Here is a 20,250-nt window from a genome sequence, read left to right on the forward strand (position 1 = left end):
ACTATAAGCAATTTTATTATGAAAATCCAAAAGATTGAGCCTTTTGTAATTACATACAAACTAGATACCCCCTTCTATTTTTCGCAATGGCAGTATGATACTAGAAAAATATGTATCGTAAAAATAACTTTGGATGATGGTACTTACGGATGGGGAGAAGGATACGGGCCTGCGGAGGTTATTAAATCCGGAATTGACTTTTTTACACCCTTTCTTCTAGGAAAAGGTGCATTGGAACATGAAGTCCTATGGCAAGAAATGTATAGGCGCTCTATGGACTATGCAAGAAGTGGTGCTTTCCAAGCTGCCATTAGTGCTATTGACGTTGCGTTATGGGATATAAAGGGAAAGTTGCTCAACCAACCTGTATCCGTTTTATTGGGAGGCATCAAAAACCCTATTATTGAGCCTTACGCCACCGGACTTTACTTTACACGTTGCGAAAACCTTGAAGAACTTTTAGTAGAAGAGGCTCTATTTTACAAAGCCCAAGGGTTTAAAGCTACCAAGATGAAGGTTGGACTGGGTATTCAACAAGACCTAAAATACATTGCGGCCATACGCAAGGCCATAGGGCCAAGTATGCGACTAATGATAGATTCCAACCACGCATATTCCTATAAAGAAGCCATTGAATTGGCCAGAAAGGCCGAAAAGTATGACATCTCTTGGTTTGAAGAACCGGTATCTCCGGAAGATTATGACGGTTACCGCAGATTAAGAGAAAACACAACTATACCTATTTCAGGGGGTGAATGTGAATATTTGAAATTTGGTTTTAAACGACTTTTTGAAAATGACTGTGTAGATATAGCCCAACCGGATATTTGCGCTACAGGTGGGTTAACCGAAGCCAAGCGAATAACAACGTTAGCACAAGCCTATAATAAAGATGTAGTTCCGCATACTTGGGGAACATGGATCGCTATAAGCGCCGCTATTCATTTAGTAGCCAACCTAGACAAGAATCCAGGTAGAATGTACAATGACCTTCCTACTATGGAATTGGATAGAACGGAAAATGCACTCCGCGACGAGGTTACCCTTCATAACGTAAAACTAGAAAACGGACATTTAGAAGTACCCAGAGCACCAGGTTTGGGCGTAGATGTTGACATGGACAAATTAGAATACTATTTAGATAAAGAAATACATAAAGATGGAGCAGTTAAAATTCGGTCATAAGAAATTATATATTGATGGTGAACTTGTTGAAGCCTCAAACCATAAGACTTTTGAGGTAATCTGTCCTGCGGATGAAAAGCCTACTGCTACTATTGCATGGGCCAGTCTGGAAGACACCAAAAGAGCATTGGAATCTGCACAATCAGGTTTTGAGAGTTGGTCAAAACTACCCATACAAGAACGCTTAAATTGGATCGATAAGCTTAGGAACAAAATAATTGAAAATAGCGACTTGCTACGCGAAAGCATTATGCATGAAATGGGAAAAACATGGGAAGGTTCGGAAGAAGATCTTACCAGTATTACCAATTCGTTACAGTACTATTCCCAAGAAATACTGAAGCGTAATGACCTTCCTATTGAAGATAAAGAAGGTACGCACGAACATCATTTTGTATCACAACCTTTGGGAGTTGCAGTTGCCTTTCTTGCCTATAACTTCCCACTTTTGAATTTAGGTTTTAAACTAGGTCCTGCACTAGCTGCTGGTTCAAGTATAATTCTAAAGCCCTCGGAATTTTCTCCTTTATCAGCTTATATTATTGGAGAGCTATGCGCGGAAATTAATTTTCCAAAAGGTGTTATAAACGTTATTTGTGGTGATTTGCAGGATGTTGGTATTCCGCTTTGCGAAAGTAAAATACCTAGATTGATAACTATGATCGGTTCTACGGAAACTGCTCAGAAGCTTATCGCACAAAGTGCAAAAACTTCTATAAAAAGATACAGCATGGAATGTGGCGGAAACGCTCCTTTTATTGTGTGTAAAGATGCTGATCTAGAATTGGCCGTTAATATTGGAACCGCTCTTAAAGTTGGCAACTCCGGCCAAATCTGTGTAGCTCCCAACCGCTTTTTTGTTCATGAATCTCTTATAGAGGAGTTTACCGCTGGTATGGTTGCAAAGTTTAAAACTACTAAACTTGGTTTTGGGCGAGAAAACAAACCGGACATGGGTCCTTTGGCCAATAAACAATCCGTTATAAATGTAAAGGGAATTGTAGAAACAGCCATTGCCCAAGGTGGTAAATTGGTATATGGCGGCAATGCGCTTGAGGGTCCCGGTTATTATTTTGAACCAACGGCAATCACCTTTGATTCTAATGATGTAGAAATCCTTCAACATGAAGTTTTTGGTCCTGTAGCTCTAATTGTTCCATTTAAAACAAAAGAAGAAGTTATTGTACTATCCAATAATACAGATGCAGGTCTAGCTTCTTATGTGTTTTCCAAGGACAATGAAACCCTTCAATTCTTTGCCAACGCCCTAGAATTTGGAGAAGTACAGCTTAACGGGGTAAAATATGACATATACCTACCGCATGGTGGTGTAAAAAACAGTGGTATTGGAGTGGATTGCTCTACTTTTGCGCTAGATGATTATCTTGCCAAAAAAAGAGTAACCAAAGCTTTACAACACTAATGAAATTACCCGAAAAGTTTATTAGCTGCGATTGGGGAACAACCAATTTTCGGCTACGTTTAATTGAAACCACAACGCTCAAAATCCTGTCGGAACACACGACGGATATGGGCATAAAAAAATGTTTTAGTGAATTCAAGAATCAGCCTCATTTGTCTCAAAATCAGTTCTTTGAAGCATACCTAAAAGAACAGATTAAAAATTTAGATAGTACAATCAGTAATGATTATGTCATAGTAGCTTCCGGAATGCTCTCGTCCTCTATTGGCATGTATGAATTGGATTATGCCAATATGCCCTTAGCTTTTAATGGTAAGGACTTGATCAGCAAATACATTCCTTTTGATGATATGCCGGACCTATTATTAGTTTCTGGAGCTAAAACCAACGCAGATGTTATGCGGGGCGAAGAAGTCCAGGCAATTGGACTGTCTGCAGAGCTCTCTAAGTATGACAAAGGTGTTCTGTTATTGCCGGGCACGCATTGCAAGCATATAGCTTTTGAAGCAAATGTTTTTAAAGATTTTACCACGTTTATGACGGGTGAACTTTTTGACACCATTAGCAAGCACACTATTTTATCTGCCTCTTTAAGTTCAGCCCCTTGGAATGAATCTTTTAAAGATATGTTCTTAAAAGGAGTGGAAAAAGGATTGGCAAATCAGCAAATGCAATCTTTGTTCTCGATTAGGGCAAATACCCTGATCAACCAAGTTTCTGGTGAGCAAAATTTTTATTTTTTATCCGGCCTAATGATCGGTGGCGAACTAGCCGGTTTAAAGAATAAAAAAGGAACAATTTTTCTAGCAGCAAGCGGTATCTACAATATACTGTATAAACTGGCATTAGAATCGTTTTTACCAGCAGAACGGATTGTTTGCTTTGAAGAGCAAACATTGGAACAAGCATTATTAACAGGACAACAACAAATATTACAGACGTATGCAGAATAAAATATTTTCATGGGATAAATACAATCAAAACCCTATAGTAGGTATCCTTAGAGGTCTTAACACAGAAGAAGTACTTAAACTTATTCCCTCTTATATAAAAAGTGGTTTCTACACTATTGAAATTACCATGAACTCTCCTGAAGTTGCCCGGACCATTGCAACTTTGGCAAAAGAATATCCAGAACTTAATGTAGGTGCCGGTACGGTATGTACCATGCAAGATTTGACCAAAGCTTTGGAGGCCGGTTCTCAATTTATTGTAACTCCTATCATTGATGAAGAGGTAATAAAGCATTGTGTAGCCAATAAAATTCCAATTTTCCCAGGTGCGTATACCCCAAGTGAAATTTACAAAGCATGGTCATTAGGTGCATCTGCGGTAAAAGTTTTTCCGGCAACGCAACTGGGTATTCAATACATTAAAGATGTTTTGGCCCCATTAAACGAGATAAAATTGTTGCCCACGGGAGGCGTTTCCGTAGATAACATTAAATCATTTTTTCAAGCAGGAGCCGTTGGTGCCGGTATGGCAAGTTCTCTTTTTGACAAAAAAATGCTTCGCGAAGGAAATTACGAAGGTCTTGAAGAGCATTTCGCTAAGATGAAAAACGAAATCAAAGAATTTGTAAAACAATAATTTTTAAGCAAGTGGTAACAAGCTACCCATGCACATATTCGACTAAATCAATTCTTCTAAAAATGAAAAACAATAAAAAAAGAATACAACAAACTATTCTACTTTTAGCAATTACCTGTTTACCTGTATTTAGCACTTTTGCAATGAATACACAGGGTTCAGACCCCATTGTTTTGGAAAATGAAAAGTTGAACGTTACGGTAGACTCAAAGACCGGCTGTTTTTCGGTTACCGAAAAGACTTCGGGCCACATTTGGAAATCGGACCCGTGGGAAAATGCTGCGGGTCTGTTAACCTTAACCGACTCTAAAGGAAAAAAACATACGATCAACATTTCCAAGAGCAAGAAAATTGATGTTTCACAAACTTCAAATAATACGGTATCTCTCAAATTTATTGACCCTGTTCTCAAAGACGGCTCCGTCGCTACAGGGGTTTCCATTGTCACAGAATTAAAGCTAGATGCAAAAACAGCTCTGTTAGATGTTGAAGTTAAAGAACATAACGCCGGTAATTTCAAACTATCGGATTTACGTTATCCAGCTAGGACTTTCAGCTTAAAGACAGATGAAGATAAGGGTGCTGCTGTAATTCCTCAAAAGCAAGGGATCATCTGTCCGTCCTATATTTTTCCTATGAACGGAGGTCGTTTTTGTAAATGGGATGATGCCACTTACAACAATAAATCACAAGGTTTTTTAGAATTGTTCAACAATGGTACCGGACTTACCATGCCTTGGTGGGGTACTTATAATGAAAAATCTGCCGTAATGGGTATTGTAGATGAATCCGCTAGACCCCAAATGCAATACAATATCAATAACAATGGTCAATACCTTTTTAAAGGTGAAATGTCTACTTACCAACGTATTGTTTTTCTTGACCCTATTTGGAAATTGAACGAAGAGAAAGGTAAAATGCGCATGAGCTACCATTTTATTCCCGGTGGTGATTATGTAGATATGGCTAAAGAATATCAAAAAGAGGCTAAAGCCCGTGGGCATTTTGTTTCCTTAAAGGAAAAACTAAAAAGAAATCCAAATGTAGGTAAACTTCCAGGAGCTATTTATTTCGGAATCTACGGCGGCTATCCTCATTATGTGAATATGCCCGGAATGGCTTTCACTTTTGATGAATTAAAAAATACTATCCAGACCATTCATGATGATTTAAAAGTGGATAAAGCATTTGTTCATGCGTGGGGAACCTTTTCTAATTTTGTTCCGCACAACTCCCCTATCAGCGAAGCTTTAGGTGGACCTAAAAAATTAAAGGCCGCGGTAGATTTAGCCAAATCTTATGGGTACTTGTATTCTTCATATCACGCTTATTCTCCTATGTTAGAGAATGACCCTAATTTTACAACGGACCTTATGCAACGTGATGCAGAAGGAAAGCTAATGAATACCGGTAGTCGTTGGGCGCGTGTTGACCCAAAATTTCAGAAAGCATTAGCTCAAGAAAATATTGAAAATGAAATTTCTTATTTAGGCCTAGAGGCCGATATTACAGATATTACTTTTGCCGCATACCGTGAAAACGGAAAAGAAGGCCGTATTGAGCTGGCCAAATACATTGACAGCTTTAACTTGGTAAACGGAACCGAACATGGCCAAGAACAATGGATACCCTATTTTGATATGTTCGAAGGGATGACCTATTTGGAGGACCGTCCACTTTCTGTAATCTCCCACCCTGCTCCACTTTTCAATTTGGTGTACCATGAAGCTATAGCCAATTTTGGAAAAATTCAAGATCCGGATAACGAGGTTACTGCCAACGGCGATTTCAGAATAAAAGCCTTAAGAAGTATGTTGTTTGGAAGAGGCACTACCATATTCTTTGCTCCTTACGAATTTGAAGGCATGCGCCCTATGATAGAAATGGCAAGAGATTTGGTAAGCCCTGTTCATAAAGAAACATTCTATTCAGAATTAAAAAGCCACGAATATCTAAGTGCCGATTACAAAGTACAGAGAAGTCAGTTCTCTAGTGGTACCGAAGTAATTGCCAACTTAGGCCCGGTAGCACAAAAGGTAGAAGACGGTGTTTCCATTCCCGGATACGGCTATAGAATTAAGATGAAGGATGGCAGTGTAAAAACCGGTCATTTCCAAGTGAGTCTTCACATGGATTAACAGAAGATTTTCATCAAACAAATACAAAAGACAGGTCATTATGAAATATGTTGCAACAAAATTAAAATCAAATCAGACTAGATTTAGTTCAATTATATTCTCGTTTTGTCTTTGTACGATTTTTTGCCACAACACGCTTCTTATAGCCCAAGACCGTCCTAATGTATTGATTATGCTTACCGATGACCAAGGCTATGGTGACCTAGGTTCTCACGGCAATCCCTATTTAAAAACACCAAATATTGAAAAAATAGGCAAGCAAGGTCTTGAAATGACCCATTTCTTCTCCTATCCAAATTGTTCTGCTACTCGTGCTGCCATTTTAACAGGCAGATATCCGTATCGCACAGGAGTCACAGGGGTTACACAAGTTGATCACTTTATGAATACTTCAGAAGAAACGCTAGCCGAGATTCTGAGTAAAAACGGCTATCGTACGGGAATTTTCGGAAAATGGCATTTGGGAGACAATGCGCCCATGCGCCCAACAGATCAAGGATTTCAAGAAGCTTTGGTTCATAAAGGTGGAGGAATCGGGCAAGCTGCGGGACCTGCTGGCAACACCTATTTTGACCCAATTCTTGAGCACAATAATCAATCTAAAAAGTACGAAGGGTATTGCGATGATATTTTTACGGATGCTGCTCTAGATTTTATGAGCGAGAAAAGTGAGAAGCCTTTTTTTACATATCTAGCAACCAATCTGCCACACTTTCCACTTGAAGTACCCTATGAAAAAGCCGACCCCTATAGAAAAATAGGACTTCACGAAGACAATGCCAAAACCTACGGCATGATCGATAATATTGATGCCAATGTAGGTCGTGTTTTAAAACGCTTAAAACAACTGGGCATTGAAGACAATACAATAGTTATTTTCCTTTCGGATAATGGGCCTAGGAACAGACGTACTAAAAATGACGTCTACCCAGGAAGATGGGTCTCAAATTTACGAGGAACAAAAACAAGTGTTTATGAATGTGGTACTCGTGTACCCTTTTTTGTAAGATGGCCAAAACATATTGAAAAAGCACAACAAAACAGTACTATGGGTGCAGTAATTGATGTACTGCCCACCATTCTAGATGTCTGTAAAATTGAAGCTCCTGAGCATATTAAATTGGACGGTAAATCATTGCTGTCCCTATGGAAAGGTGAAAAATCGGACTTTAAAGACAGGGAGTTCATTGTCCAAATGCATTACGGTCCAACCGTGTTCAAGTACATGCATTTTGCCGTACGTACCCAAAAATATAAACTGGTAAGTCCACATGATGACCCACACCACATCCTGTATCAACCTAAAGATGAAGAATTAAAAGAAGTACTCGCTAACCTAGAATTATACGATGTAGAAAATGACCCAAGCGAGCGTATTAACTTAGCCAGTAATCATCCTGAAATAGTAGAAGACCTTCTGGCCCGTTATGAAAATTGGTTTGACGAGGTTACTGAAGAAAGAGATTCAAAAGGTATTCAGCGTATTTATCTTGGTAGCAGCATGCAACTCTCTACTAATCTATCTCAGTTTGATTGGGGCGGCCCTAGAGTTCTTTCTAAAAATGACCTTGGCCACTGGCGCGTAAAAACGGAAGCTGGTAGATACAACGTAAGTTTGGACCTTCCAAAACTGGACCATGATGGAGTTGCTCATTTGAAATACAATGACCTGCACTTAAAACTTCCGGTAAACAAAGAGCAGAAGAAAATCACCTTTACAGATGTTATACTTCCTGAAGGAACAGGAAACTTCCATGCCTTCTTAAAAACAGAAAGATTAGCAAAAGGACCTTTATTTGTTGATGTTGAACGTATTGATTAATGCTTAAAGATTTCGATTTTACTGGTTTTCGCATTTTTTAAATCACACTCAAGTACCACATTTCATAACATTAACCAATAAACAAGGTTAAAATAGTGCCGTAACAGGATAAAATCTACAAATCACTGCTCCCTCTATTACCCTTTATTTGTATGCTACACTGCATCAAAGTATTCGTTGAACGCCAAGTTCTATTTTCAACGAATTCTAGACCATAACGCAACGGTGTATTATATAAATATTGGATTATGAAAAGAATAACCCTCTCCATTTGCCTCTTATTAACCGTGCTTTCTTGTAAACAAAGCGAGCCAGACCAGAACCTCAGCGCAGATACAACAAAACCACGTGATTATGCTGCCAATCTAGACACAGGAAAAGGTGTCATCAATAACACGAACAGTCCACATGTTAAGTTGAAAAGTATTGACATAGGAGACTGTAGATGGACCGAAGGTTTCTGGGCCGATAAATGGAAGGTTGCCGAAGAAACTATGATTCCCCACATGGGTGAAATCCTAAAAGGAGATATCGGTCACGGTTATAACAACTTTAAAATAGCTGCAGGACTCAAAGAAGGCGAACACAAAGGTTTTTGGTGGCATGATGGCGATTTCTATAAATGGATGGAAGCCAAAATGTACATTTACGGCGTAAATAAAGATGAAAAAATTGTTGAGGAAATAGATGAGATTATAGACGTCATAGCCCAAGCACAACAAGCAGATGGTTACCTCTCCACGCCAGCAATCATTAGAGATGATATAGACCCTTTTACCAACAGAAGATACCACGAATTATATAATAGCGGTCATTTATTAACTAGTGCTTGTATTCATTACCGCCTGACCGGAAAGACCAACTTCTTGGACATTGCCGTAAAGCATGCCGATTATCTGTATAAATTGTTCTCTCCAAAACCTGACCACCTAAAACGTTTTGGTTTTAATCAAACACAGATTATGGGCTTGGTAGAATTGTACCGTACTACCAAAGACAAGCGCTATTTAGAGCTGGCCGAGCAATTCATAAATATGCGCGGCACTTATAAAATTGAAGATGATGAGACCACAAAAGGATATCCTATTGGTGATATGGTTCAGGAACGCGTTCCGCTTCGTAAGGAAACCGAAGCTGTAGGTCATGCGGTACTGGCACTTTATTTCTATGCCGGCGCTGCCGATGTTTATGCGGAAACTGGTGAGAAAGAATTAATTGATGCGCTAGAAAGGTTGTGGGACAACGTGACCAACAAAAAAATGTACATCACGGGAGCCATTGGCCAAACGCATTATGGGCGTTCTTCCCGTCTAGATAAAATTGAAGAAGGTTTTATTGATGAGTATATGATGCCTAACATGACTGCCTATAACGAAACTTGTGCCAACATTTGTAACTCTATGTTCAATTACCGTATGCTTACCCTTACCGGTGATGCTAAGCACGGCGATATTATGGAACTTGTGTTGCATAATAGCGGACTATCAGGCATTAGTTTGGACGGAAAGAACTATTACTACTCCAATCCTCTTCGGAAAATTGAAGGTGCGCTAGACTATGAAAAAATGAACGTTGAGTTTCCCGAAAGACAACCTTATCTTAAATGTTTTTGTTGTCCTCCAAACTTAGTACGTACCATTGCAAAATCTCCGGGATGGGCCTATAGCAAATCCCAAAACGGAATTGCGGTTAACTTATACGGAGGAAACGAATTGAACACGACCCTATTGGACGGTTCAACTATAAAACTTACGCAAAAGACAGATTACCCATGGGATGGCGCCGTTAAGATTACAGTGGATGAATCCAAAGCCGATGCTTTTGATATTCTTCTTCGTATTCCCAGTTGGGCTAAGGGTACTCAAATTTATGTAAACGGAACAAAAACAGCAGAGGCTGTACCCGGTACGTTTGCTAAAATTGAAAGAAAATGGGCCGCTGGTGATGAAATTACTATTGACATGCCCATGGAGACCAAGTTCATAGAAGGTCACCCTCGCATTGAAGAAGTTCGAAACCAAGTAGCTCTAAAAAGAGGCCCGGTTGTGTACTGTATAGAATCAGCAGATTTACCCGAAAAAACAGATATCACCAATGTTTATCTTTCGTCCGATAAAAAACTGAATCCTACTTCCAGACCGGATTTGTTAGGAGGTGTTACCACTTTGGAAGGTGAAATTTTAATTAGAAAAGACAAACCTGGTGAAATGTACCAAGAAGTGAGCTCTCCTAAATTTCAATCCTTTAAAACCAATTTTATACCTTACTATGCTTGGAGCAATAGAGGTCAAGGAGAGATGACGGTTTTCCTTCCTGTAATCTGGAATTAGCATCTATAATGGCTCATAACATCTTAACTTAAACTTTTCTTATGGGTTCTTATAAAAAGAATGCTTTTACGTACGCAACTATAGTAGCTATGGGCGGTTTTGTCTTTGGGTTGGACGCCGCTTTAATATCAGGAACTATAAAATTTATTACACAGGAATTCTCGCTTACCGATCTAGAATTGGGATCGGTAGTGGGAGCCCCCGCAATGGGAGTGCTCCTGGCGCTCGTTTTTGTGGGTTATGCCTGTAACAAATATGGCCGGAGAACCACTTTAATGATTGCCGCTGCCCTCTACCTTGGTTCGGCAGTAGCTTCTGCATTGGCACCCACATACGTATCACTATTAGTAGCCCGTTTTATGGGCGGTTTGGCTTTTAGTTCTATTTCTTTGGCATCTATGTACATTGGTGAAATAGCCCCTCCAAAATGGCGTGGAAAATTGGTATCTATGACGCAAATAAATATTGTTGTAGGTCTTTCCGCTGCTTACTTTATCAATTACCTCATCTTGGGTTGGGCAAACTCGGAAGCTCCATGGGTACGAGAATGGGGATTGGATACAAATACATGGCGTTGGATGCTGGGCTCAGAGGTTATTTTTGCCCTGTTATGGTTCATACTTTTGTTTTTTGTTCCTAAAAGTCCAGCTTGGTTATTGTACAAAGGACGTGAACCGGAAGCCATAAGAACACTACAAAAAGTAACCCCGGAAAATGAAATTCAAGCCAAAATAACACAGATGCACTCCAGTCTTGAGAGTAGTAACCAAGACCGCTCCGTAGGCACTCAGATTAAAGAAATTTTTGGCAAACCAATGCGGGTTACCATGATTATTGCAATGACCATTGCCATTGCCCAGCAAGCCACCGGAATAAATGCCATTCTTTTTTATGCCCCTACCGTATTTGAACAATTGGGAATAGGAACGGATGCAGCTTTTGCCCAAGCCATCTATATTGGACTTACCAGTATCGTATTTACAGTTTTAGGGCTGCTCTTGGTAGATAGAATAGGCCGTAGACCAATGATTATTTGGGGTATGCTTTGGATTGTATTAAGTCTTGGGGTTTGTTTCTACGGATTCAAAACCGCCAACTATACCATTACGGAAAGTGCTATTTCAGATATGTCTTCCATACCTAATGCAGATAGGTTAAACCCATTAATAGACATACCTTATGATAGTGACATAAGCTTTAAAGCGGCACTCATAGAAACATTGGGAGAAACGGATGCCAGAGACTACTCGGGCCTATTGTTGCAAAAAGCAGCAGATATAAATGCCCTTCTTATTTTATTGGGTATTCTAAGTTTTATAGGAGCCTTCCATTTTTCAGTAGGTCCGGTGATGTGGGTGTTATTTTCTGAAATTTTCCCTATTTCCTTAAGAGGTATAGCCATCCCATTTTTCACCTTGATCACCAGTTTTGTAAGTTATTTGGTGCAGAAATTTTTCCCATGGCAATTAGCTACCATGGGCATAAGCTCTACCCTATTATTCTATGCCATTGTAGTAAGCATTGGCTTGGTCATTCTTTATATCTATTTAAAGGAGACCAAAAACATGACTATAGAAGAAGTACAATTGGCACTGGCCACCAGACGAAAAAAATAAACAGAAATGAAACAAGCCACACCCTCAAATATAAATAGCCCGTATACCCAACTAAAAAGTCTGAATATTGGAGATTGCCAATGGACAGATGGTTTTTGGGCCGATAAATTTAAGCTTTGTGCCAATGCCATGGTACCTTATATGGGCGATGTATTATGTGGAGATGTAGGCCATGCGCTTAACAATTTTAAAATAGCGGCCGGCGAAAAACAAGGGGAACACCAAGGCATGTTTTGGCATGATGGGGATTTCTACAAATTCATGGAGGCCAAGACCTATGTATACGCCCAAACCCAAAATAATGAACTTTTAAAGGAGTTGGATGAATACATAGAAATCATTTCCAAGGCACAAGAAACAGATGGGTACCTACAGACCCAAATTCAATTGAGAGAAGGCGTAGACCGCTACGAAAACCGCAAGTACCATGAAATGTACAATACCGGTCATTTGCTCATTAGCGCCTGCATTCACTACAGGGTTACCGGTCAACGTAATTTTTTGGATATCGCTATAAAACATGCAGATTTACTGTACACCATTTTTATGCCGGACACCAAACATTATGGTCGTTTTGGCTTCAACCAAACGCAGATAATGGGCTTGGTAGAACTGTATCGTACAGTAGGTGATAAAAAGTATTTGGCTCTTGCCGAAAAGTTTATCGATAACCGTGGGAAATATGAAGTAAAACATCACCCAACTACTGAGGGCTACCCTATTGGCGATATGGTACAGGAACGTACACCTTTACGGGAATCTAATGAAGCGGTAGGCCACGCTGTGCTTGCCCTATATTACTACGCAGGAGCTGCAGATGTTTATGCCGAGACAGGAGAAAAAGCCCTTATTGACGCCTTAGATCGCCTTTGGGAAAACGTTACGACCAAAAAAATGTATGTAACGGGTGCCGTGGGTCAAGCTCATTATGGCGCTTCGGTAAATCGTGATATGATAGAAGAGGGTTTCATAGATGCATACATGATGCCCAATATGACCGCCTATAATGAAACCTGTGCCAATTTATGTAACGCCATGTTCAGTTACCGCATGCTAAATTTAAAAGGCGAAGCAAAATATGCAGATATTGTTGAGCTGGTCCTTTACAATAGTGCCCTATCCGGAATTAGCGTAACAGGAAAGGAATATTTTTATGCAAATCCCTTACGGATGCTTAACAACACCAGAGATTACCATGCGCATGAAAACGTAACGGAAACCCCAAACAGGGAACCCTATCTAAGCTGTTTCTGCTGCCCGCCAAACCTGGTACGTACCATTGCCACGGTTTCGGAATGGGCCTATAGTCTTTCTGAAAACGGGGTAACCGTAAATCTTTATGGTGCCAATAATTTAGTATCGCAGCTACAGGACGGCTCTCTCATTAAAATTTCGCAAGAAACGGAATATCCGTGGCAAGGAACGGTAAAATTGAATATCGAAGAATGTAAAGCAGATGCTTTTACCATTGGTCTACGAATTCCAAAATGGGCCAAAAACACAACACTCACACTCAACGGAGAAAAACTAACAAACTCATTAACTCCCGGAAGCTTCGCCCAAATTGAACGAAATTGGAAAAACGGGGACGTACTTGTTCTTGATATGCCAATGGAAGTTGAATTTGTAGAAGGTCACCCAAGAATTGAAGAAGTACGCAACCAAATAGCCATAAAACGCGGACCAATAGTGTACTGCATTGAATCGCCAGATTTACCTGAGAATACAGATATTCTGGATATTTACTTTAACGGAAATAAAAAGCTGGAACCTACTTATCAACCCAATTTTTTAGGTGGAATTACCACTCTTGAAGGAGAAATCTTAATCCGAAAAGATAAAGGCGAAGGCATCTACAGAACCGTTCAAAAGCCCGAATGGACACCTTACAAAACCCAACTTGTACCCTATTTTGCGTGGAGTAATCGCGGGCAGGCCGAAATGACCGTATTCATGCCTGTGGTATGGGAAGATTAATTAGACAAATCAAAAAAAAACACATAAAAACAGACTAGACCGGACCAAATAGATAAAATAATGCTAATGGCAGTTAACCCATGTAAATAGAAACATTTGTTTTAGTGGTTCATTTGTAATTCATGGAACCCTATAAAAATTCTGTTAAAAGAATGAACTTTTCTCCCAGAACTCCATGGCCTATATCATATCTCTTTAGCAATTCAGAAAAAGGCAAGTCGACACTCAATAGATTAAAAAATATCATTTTACAAAAACATAGATTAAATTTATAGCTATGATAACTCACTTAAATCATTTCAAACTATTTCTATTCGCTACAATCCTGTCTATGACGACCATCGGATTAGCCCAAGAAACTCGCCCCAACATCCTTGTTGTTCTCTGTGATGACCTTGGCTATGCCGATGTTGGCTTTAACGGTTCTACCGATATTGTAACACCAGAAATGGACAAACTGGCCAGGGCAGGAGTAATTTTTTCATCGGCCTATGTGGCACACCCGTTTTGTGGTCCTAGCCGTTCCGCACTACTAACTGGTCGTTACCCACATCTTACCGGCACACCTTATAACCTGTTCCACAATAGTAGTGACAAAGACGAAGACAATATGGGGGTTCCGTTAGAGGAAACCTATATGTCCAAAGTACTTCAACAGGCAGGTTATTATACCAGTGCCATAGGTAAATGGCATTTAGGTTCCGCTCCAAAATTTCACCCTAACAAAAGAGGTTTTGATAATTTCTATGGCTTTTTAGGTGGAGGGCATGATTACTTTCCCAAAACATACATGAAAACCTATACTGAACAGGTAAAAGCCGGTAACAAGAATATTCGTGATTATGTTTTCCCCATGGAACACAACGGAAAACCAGCAAACGAAACCGAGTATATTACCGACGGTTTTTCTAGGGAAGCAAATAACAGTATCAAAACAGCAGCAAAGAAAAAACAGCCGTTTTTCATTTATCTTGCCTACAACGCCCCACATGTTCCGTTACAGGCCAAGACCGAGGATATGGCAAAGTTTGCCCATATAGAGGATAAGGACAGACAAACCTACGCCGCAATGGTCTATGCAGTGGACAGAGGCATTGGTTCCATTGTCAAAACCCTAAAAGAAACGAATCAACTGGACAATACCCTTATTGTATTTTTAAGTGATAACGGTGGTAATTTTGATCATGGTGCCAACAACTACCCGCTTAAAGGAACAAAAGGAGATACTTGGGAAGGCGGATATCGTGTACCCATGTTTTTCCATTGGCCAAAAAAACTGGCAGAAAACCAAACATTTGACCATCCTGTTTCTGCTTTGGACTTCTACCCTACTTTTGCTCACTTGGCCAATGCAAAAATTCCACAGGATAAAAAATTAGACGGTAAAAACATTATAGACCATGTTATAAACAAAACGGAGCCGTACAAAGATGAGATGATCTACTCGTTACGCTATCGTGAAGGTTATAACGATGTAGGTGCGCGCCAAGGAGATTGGAAGATTACGAGAATGGGCAACGAACCATGGAGACTCCATAATATTACCGAAGACATAGGCGAAGAAAAGAACCTATCCGGTAGATATCCTGAACGCTTAAAGGAAATGATAGCCAAGACTAAAGCATGGACAGATACCTTTGTAAAACCATTGTGGGTGTATTCCAAAAAAGACCTAGAACTATGGGAAAGTGGCCATATGCCTCAATACGATGAAACGTTTGAAGTAGATAAGCTAGTAGAATCTCCATACGAGAAATAAGACTTACCATTTAGAAAAACAAAAAGAGCCGCATAATGCGGCTCTTATTTTATATACTTATCAGTGGTTATTTTGCTACGTTCACGGAACGTGTTTCCCTGATTACAGTTACTTTCACTTGTCCTGGATACGTCATATCCGTTTGAATTTTCTGTGAAATCTCAAAAGACAACTGTGCTGCCTTTTCATCATTCACTTTTTCACTTTCAACAATAACCCTAAGTTCTCTACCCGCTTGAATGGCGTACGCTTTTTGAACACCACCAAAACCAAAGGCAATCTCTTCTAGGTCCTTTAAACGCTGTATGTACGAATCCAATACTTGTCTACGTGCTCCTGGCCTTGCGCCGCTAATAGCATCACAAACCTGAACTATTGGCGATATAAGGGTCTTCATCTCAATTTCATCATGGTGAGCCCCAATAGCGTTACAAACGTCCGGTTTTTCACCATATTTCTCCGCCCATTGCATACCCAAAATAGCATGTGGGGTTTCTACCTCCGCCTCGGTATTAGGAACTTTACCTATATCATGTAAAAGTCCGGCACGTTTTGCCAATTTTGGATTTAGCCCTAGTTCGGCGGCCATCACGCCACATAACTTGGCAACCTCTCTGGAGTGCTGCAACAGGTTCTGTCCGTAAGAAGAACGGTACTTCATTCTACCAACTGCACGAACCAATTCCGGGTGCAATCCATGAATACCCAAATCTATTACGGTACGTTTACCTACCTCAACAATTTCTTGCTCTATCTGCTTCTCCGTTTTCTTAACGATTTCCTCAATACGTGCAGGGTGAATTCTACCATCCGTTACCAACTTGTGCAAAGACAACCTAGCTACCTCACGACGTACCGAATCAAAGCAAGAAAGAATAATTGCTTCCGGAGTATCATCAACAATTATTTCTACTCCTGTAGCAGATTCCAAAGCACGTATGTTTCTACCTTCCCTACCAATAATCCTACCTTTAACATCATCGGATTCCAAGTTAAAAACAGATACACAGTTCTCTACTGCCTCTTCCGTTCCTATACGCTGTATGGTGTTGATAACAATTTTCTTTGCCTCCTGTTGGGCCGTAAGTTTTGCCTCTTCTACAGTAGTTTGAATGAAGGCCATGGCATCTGTTTTTGCCGTTTCCTTTAAGGACTCCATCAACTGCCCTTTTGCATCATCTGCGGAAAGTCCGGAAATAACTTCCAATTGCTGTACTTGGTTCTTATGAAGCTTTTCCAGTTCGCTCTGCTTCTTTTCAAGGAATTCCTCTTTATGCGAAACCTCCTTTAACTTAGCATCTAGCTGACTGTTAAGCTTTTTGCTTTTAGCCAATTCGTTACTTACCTGAGACTCCTTATCACGGGTACGCTTTTCGGCCTCACCAATTTTCTTATCCTTGTTAATGATTACTTTTTCATGCTCGGCCTTTAACTCTAAAAACTTTTCTTTAGCCTGAAAAATTTTGTCTTTCTTAATGTTTTCACCTTCCGTCTTAGCGGCATTAATTATGGTCTTTGCCTCGTTTTTGGCATTGGAAAGGGTTTTAGAGGCTTTACCCTTTTCCAAAAATTTTGCGATGGCAAATCCAATCGCAAGGCCGACAATCGCGGCTATTATAAGTGTTGCACTATCCATATAACTATAAATTTAGGTTTGAACGTGCTTGAGAGACCAGAGCCGTACATAAGAAAGTTGTACCGCCGCAGTTACTCAAACAAATCCATAAAAAAAGCCCACATCAGAGAAGTTTTGTACAAACTCCAATAAACAGGTTTAGGGCTACAAGACTGATCAAGGATCCCTATACGAGTAGGGCCTGCTTTTACAATCTAAACTCACCCTTTTTAAACAAAATTAATGTTGAGTTTGTCAAAAGGTATTACCAATGTGGGCAGTAACTTATGTATTTTAAAGAACGTATTTATTTTAATCCAAGCTTTGAGGTCACCAGCTCATCTAGCGCTTTTAGACGCTCGGTTGCGTTAAGGGTTCCCTCAGACTGATCAATACCGCGTTGCTCTATTTTAGAGGCAAATTGTAAGGCACACATGGCCAAAACATCTTGCTTGTCCCGCACCGCGTAACTCTGTTCAAACTTTTTTGCCAACTGCTCAATGTTCTTCGCCGCCTTTCGCAAGCCTTCTTCTTGGCTTGGATCAATGGTCAAAGGATACACCCTATCTGCTATGGAAAGCTTAATTTTTAGCTTTTCTGACATGTTATTGTTTGAACATTATTCCGAAAGTTGCGCTATGCAATAGTCCAACTCCCTGATCAATGTATTTATTTTAAGCTTAGCTTCTGTTTTATTCGTATTACTGCCAAGCATTGAGTTTGCGAGCTTCAACGAGTTGTATTTCTCTTCCCACATAGAAACGGAATCCAACACTTTGTCTTTGTCTTCTTTTAGAGCGTTAAGCTCCTCTTGCAATTTAGTGTTGGATTGGTGAAGCACCTCCAACTTATGCAAAAGCTTGCTTATTTTATTTTCTAAAGAGTCTACGACTTTGACTAATTCACTCATAAATCAAACGCAATGCATTTTACACAAAGTTAACATACCTGCCCCTACTTAGCAATACTTTTTTGAATTATTCTTCAAGTAATACTTTAACCCTTTAAATAACGTTGGTTACATAAGAGATATCATTTTTGATGCTCTATATTTTCAAGAATTGAAACCGTTTGGCTAATTTCGTATCTCTGTCCAAAGAATTATGAGAAAACTTTTTATAGGCCTTTTTGCATTTATCAGCGCTGTTGGCATCTCCCAAGAAAAATACCCACAAGATGCCTTTAGATCACCTGTTGATATCCCCTTGATCCTGGCGGGAACGTTTGGTGAGTTACGCTCCAACCATTTTCATTCGGGTATAGATATTAAAACCGAGCAACGTGAAGGTTTGCCCATTTATGCCATTGCCGATGGAAGCGTAACCCGCATTAAAGTCTCTCATTGGGGTTATGGAAAAGTGCTCTACATAGCACATCCCAACGGTTATACATCCGTTTACGGACACCTTCAAAAATTTTCTCCCAAGATCCAAAAATTCATAAAGAAGCTGCAGTACAAGAAAAAATCATACGAAGTGGAAGATTTTCCCGGGTACTCCGAGATAAAGGTTGAAAAGGGAGAAGTTATCGCCTACGGCGGAAATACCGGAGGATCATCCGGTCCCCACCTTCATTTTGAAATTAGAAGCAGTATTTCCGAAAAGCCCACTAACCCTTTGCTTTACGGCTTTGATGTTCGGGATGCTACCAATCCAATTTTACAGAAGTTATATGGCTTCCCATTGTCCGATGATGCTCAAATCAATCAAAACAAAAACACAACACCCCTTAATTTTAAAAGGCAAAAAGACGGTACTTTCCTGGCAGACCCTATTTATGCCGTTGGCACCATAGGACTTGGATTTGTAGGTTACGACCGTCAAGACCTTGCGGCCAACCACAACGGCGTATATTCCGTTCAGCAAGTGGTAAACGGAAAAGTCTACACAGATTACGACCTGGAGTCCTTCTCCTTTGGCGAAACCAGATACATAAATACTCTTATTGATTATTACCACTACAGCAAATACCGCCAACGTATTCAACTATTGTACAAGGCCCCCGGAAACAAACTTAGCATTTACAACACATTAGAAAATGATGGTAAAATTGATGTTCGTGAAGGACTAAGCTACAAAGTAGAGCTGTTGATAAAAGATTTTGAAGGCAACTTAACAAAGGCTATTATACCTGTTGAAGGCAAAAAAGAACCTGTAAAAGTTGATAAAAAAGAAGAGAAGACAGAAAATTATGTCATTGCTAAAAAGCCTAATAACTATGATTTAGGTGCGGCCAAAGTATATTTCCCGGCAAACACATTTTACGACAATTTCTACATTGATTTAAAGAAAGACGATGACACGGTTAAGATACACAACGCCAGTGTTCCTGCACACCGTAACTTTACCATTACTTTTGATGTTTCTAAATATCCTGAAGCAGAGCGAAAGCAAATGTTCATTGCAAGACTTGACAGTAAATTGAGACCGTCTCACGCTTCTACCTATAAACGAGGGAATACTTTTACAACGCGCACTAGGAACTTGGGCACCTACACTTTGGCAAAAGATACCGTAGCCCCAAAAATTAGGCCCAAGAATTTTAAGGAAAAACAATGGCTGAACAATTACCACTATCTTAGTGTTCGTATTACCGATGACCTTAGTGGTATAGACACCTATTCCGCTACCATTAACGGAGAATGGATCCTAATGGAGTATGAGCCTAAAACGGCTACGCTTACCTATAATTTTGATGATGTTATCTTAGACAAGAAAGAATGTAAACTTGAAGTTACGGTAACGGACAATGTTGGTAATACTAACACCATGACCAGTACTTTTTACAGAAAATAA

The 20,250-nt window shown here is 39.8% G+C and carries 14 protein-coding genes and 1 other RNA gene; 11 read left to right on the plus strand and 4 right to left on the minus strand.

Translation table 11 applies throughout. The annotated features are described in order from the left end of the window. The first annotated feature begins 18 nt into the window (after window positions 1–18). From H9565_RS17660 to H9565_RS17705, 10 genes are all read left to right on the plus strand, one after another. Window positions 19–1,185, plus strand: a complete 1,167-nt coding sequence (locus tag H9565_RS17660) for a mandelate racemase/muconate lactonizing enzyme family protein (RefSeq protein WP_215441666.1) — start codon at window positions 19–21, stop codon at window positions 1,183–1,185. After that, window positions 1,160–2,608 carry an aldehyde dehydrogenase family protein gene (locus tag H9565_RS17665; protein ID WP_215441668.1) on the plus strand — a complete coding sequence of 483 codons (1,449 nt, stop codon included), beginning with the start codon at window positions 1,160–1,162 and terminating at the stop codon, window positions 2,606–2,608. The genes H9565_RS17660 and H9565_RS17665 overlap by 26 nt, the downstream gene beginning before the upstream one ends. Continuing rightward, window positions 2,608–3,561: a 2-dehydro-3-deoxygalactonokinase gene (locus H9565_RS17670; protein WP_215441670.1), complete on the plus strand. Its 954-nt coding sequence runs from the start codon at window positions 2,608–2,610 to the stop codon at window positions 3,559–3,561. Before H9565_RS17665 ends, H9565_RS17670 begins: the two co-directional genes overlap by 1 nt. Further along, on the plus strand, window positions 3,551–4,198 hold the full coding sequence (locus H9565_RS17675) for a bifunctional 4-hydroxy-2-oxoglutarate aldolase/2-dehydro-3-deoxy-phosphogluconate aldolase (RefSeq protein WP_215441672.1): 648 nt from the start codon (window positions 3,551–3,553) through the stop codon (window positions 4,196–4,198). Before H9565_RS17670 ends, H9565_RS17675 begins: the two co-directional genes overlap by 11 nt. 62 nt (window positions 4,199–4,260) lie before the next feature. Next, window positions 4,261–6,336 (plus strand): DUF5696 domain-containing protein, encoded by a 2,076-nt coding sequence (locus H9565_RS17680; protein ID WP_215441674.1) that lies wholly within the window; start codon window positions 4,261–4,263, stop codon window positions 6,334–6,336. A 40-nt stretch (window positions 6,337–6,376) separates the two neighbouring features. Next, window positions 6,377–8,158, plus strand: coding sequence for an arylsulfatase (locus H9565_RS17685; protein WP_215441676.1), 1,782 nt, complete (start codon window positions 6,377–6,379; stop codon window positions 8,156–8,158). Window positions 8,159–8,406: 248 nt separating this feature from the next. Next, complete coding sequence (locus H9565_RS17690) at window positions 8,407–10,488, plus strand: glycoside hydrolase family 127 protein (protein ID WP_215441678.1); 2,082 nt, start codon at window positions 8,407–8,409, stop codon at window positions 10,486–10,488. 41 nt (window positions 10,489–10,529) lie between these two features. After that, a complete protein-coding gene (locus H9565_RS17695) occupies window positions 10,530–12,104 on the plus strand; it encodes an MFS transporter (RefSeq protein WP_215441680.1) in 1,575 nt (524 codons plus the stop codon). Window positions 12,105–12,110: 6 nt separating this feature from the next. Further along, window positions 12,111–14,081 carry a glycoside hydrolase family 127 protein gene (locus H9565_RS17700; protein WP_215441682.1) on the plus strand — a complete coding sequence of 657 codons (1,971 nt, stop codon included), beginning with the start codon at window positions 12,111–12,113 and terminating at the stop codon, window positions 14,079–14,081. Window positions 14,082–14,358: 277 nt separating this feature from the next. After that, entirely contained in the window at window positions 14,359–15,840 is a 1,482-nt protein-coding gene (locus H9565_RS17705; RefSeq protein ID WP_215441684.1) for a sulfatase family protein, read from the plus strand. 67 nt (window positions 15,841–15,907) lie between these two features. Here the strand turns inward: H9565_RS17705 and rny are convergent, their stop codons facing one another. The 4 genes from rny to H9565_RS17725 all read right to left on the minus strand — a co-directional run bounded on the left by rny (window position 15,908) and on the right by H9565_RS17725 (window position 18,365). Then, window positions 15,908–17,476, minus strand: coding sequence for a ribonuclease Y (gene rny, locus H9565_RS17710; protein WP_215441686.1), 1,569 nt, complete (start codon window positions 17,474–17,476; stop codon window positions 15,908–15,910). Window positions 17,477–17,596: 120 nt separating this feature from the next. Next, window positions 17,597–17,707: non-coding RNA, 6S RNA (gene ssrS, locus H9565_RS17715), on the minus strand. 55 nt (window positions 17,708–17,762) lie between these two features. After that, window positions 17,763–18,059: a cell division protein ZapA gene (locus H9565_RS17720; RefSeq protein WP_215441688.1), complete on the minus strand. Its 297-nt coding sequence runs from the start codon at window positions 18,057–18,059 to the stop codon at window positions 17,763–17,765. A gap of 15 nt (window positions 18,060–18,074) precedes the next feature. Further along, window positions 18,075–18,365 (minus strand): hypothetical protein, encoded by a 291-nt coding sequence (locus H9565_RS17725; protein WP_215441690.1) that lies wholly within the window; start codon window positions 18,363–18,365, stop codon window positions 18,075–18,077. Window positions 18,366–18,558: 193 nt separating this feature from the next. On the opposite strand from H9565_RS17725, the gene H9565_RS17730 reads away from it, so the two are divergent. Continuing rightward, window positions 18,559–20,250 carry a M23 family metallopeptidase gene (locus tag H9565_RS17730; protein ID WP_215441692.1) on the plus strand — a complete coding sequence of 564 codons (1,692 nt, stop codon included), beginning with the start codon at window positions 18,559–18,561 and terminating at the stop codon, window positions 20,248–20,250.

Source organism: Zobellia russellii (genome assembly GCF_018728565.1).
Lineage (GTDB): Bacteria > Bacteroidota > Bacteroidia > Flavobacteriales > Flavobacteriaceae > Zobellia > Zobellia russellii.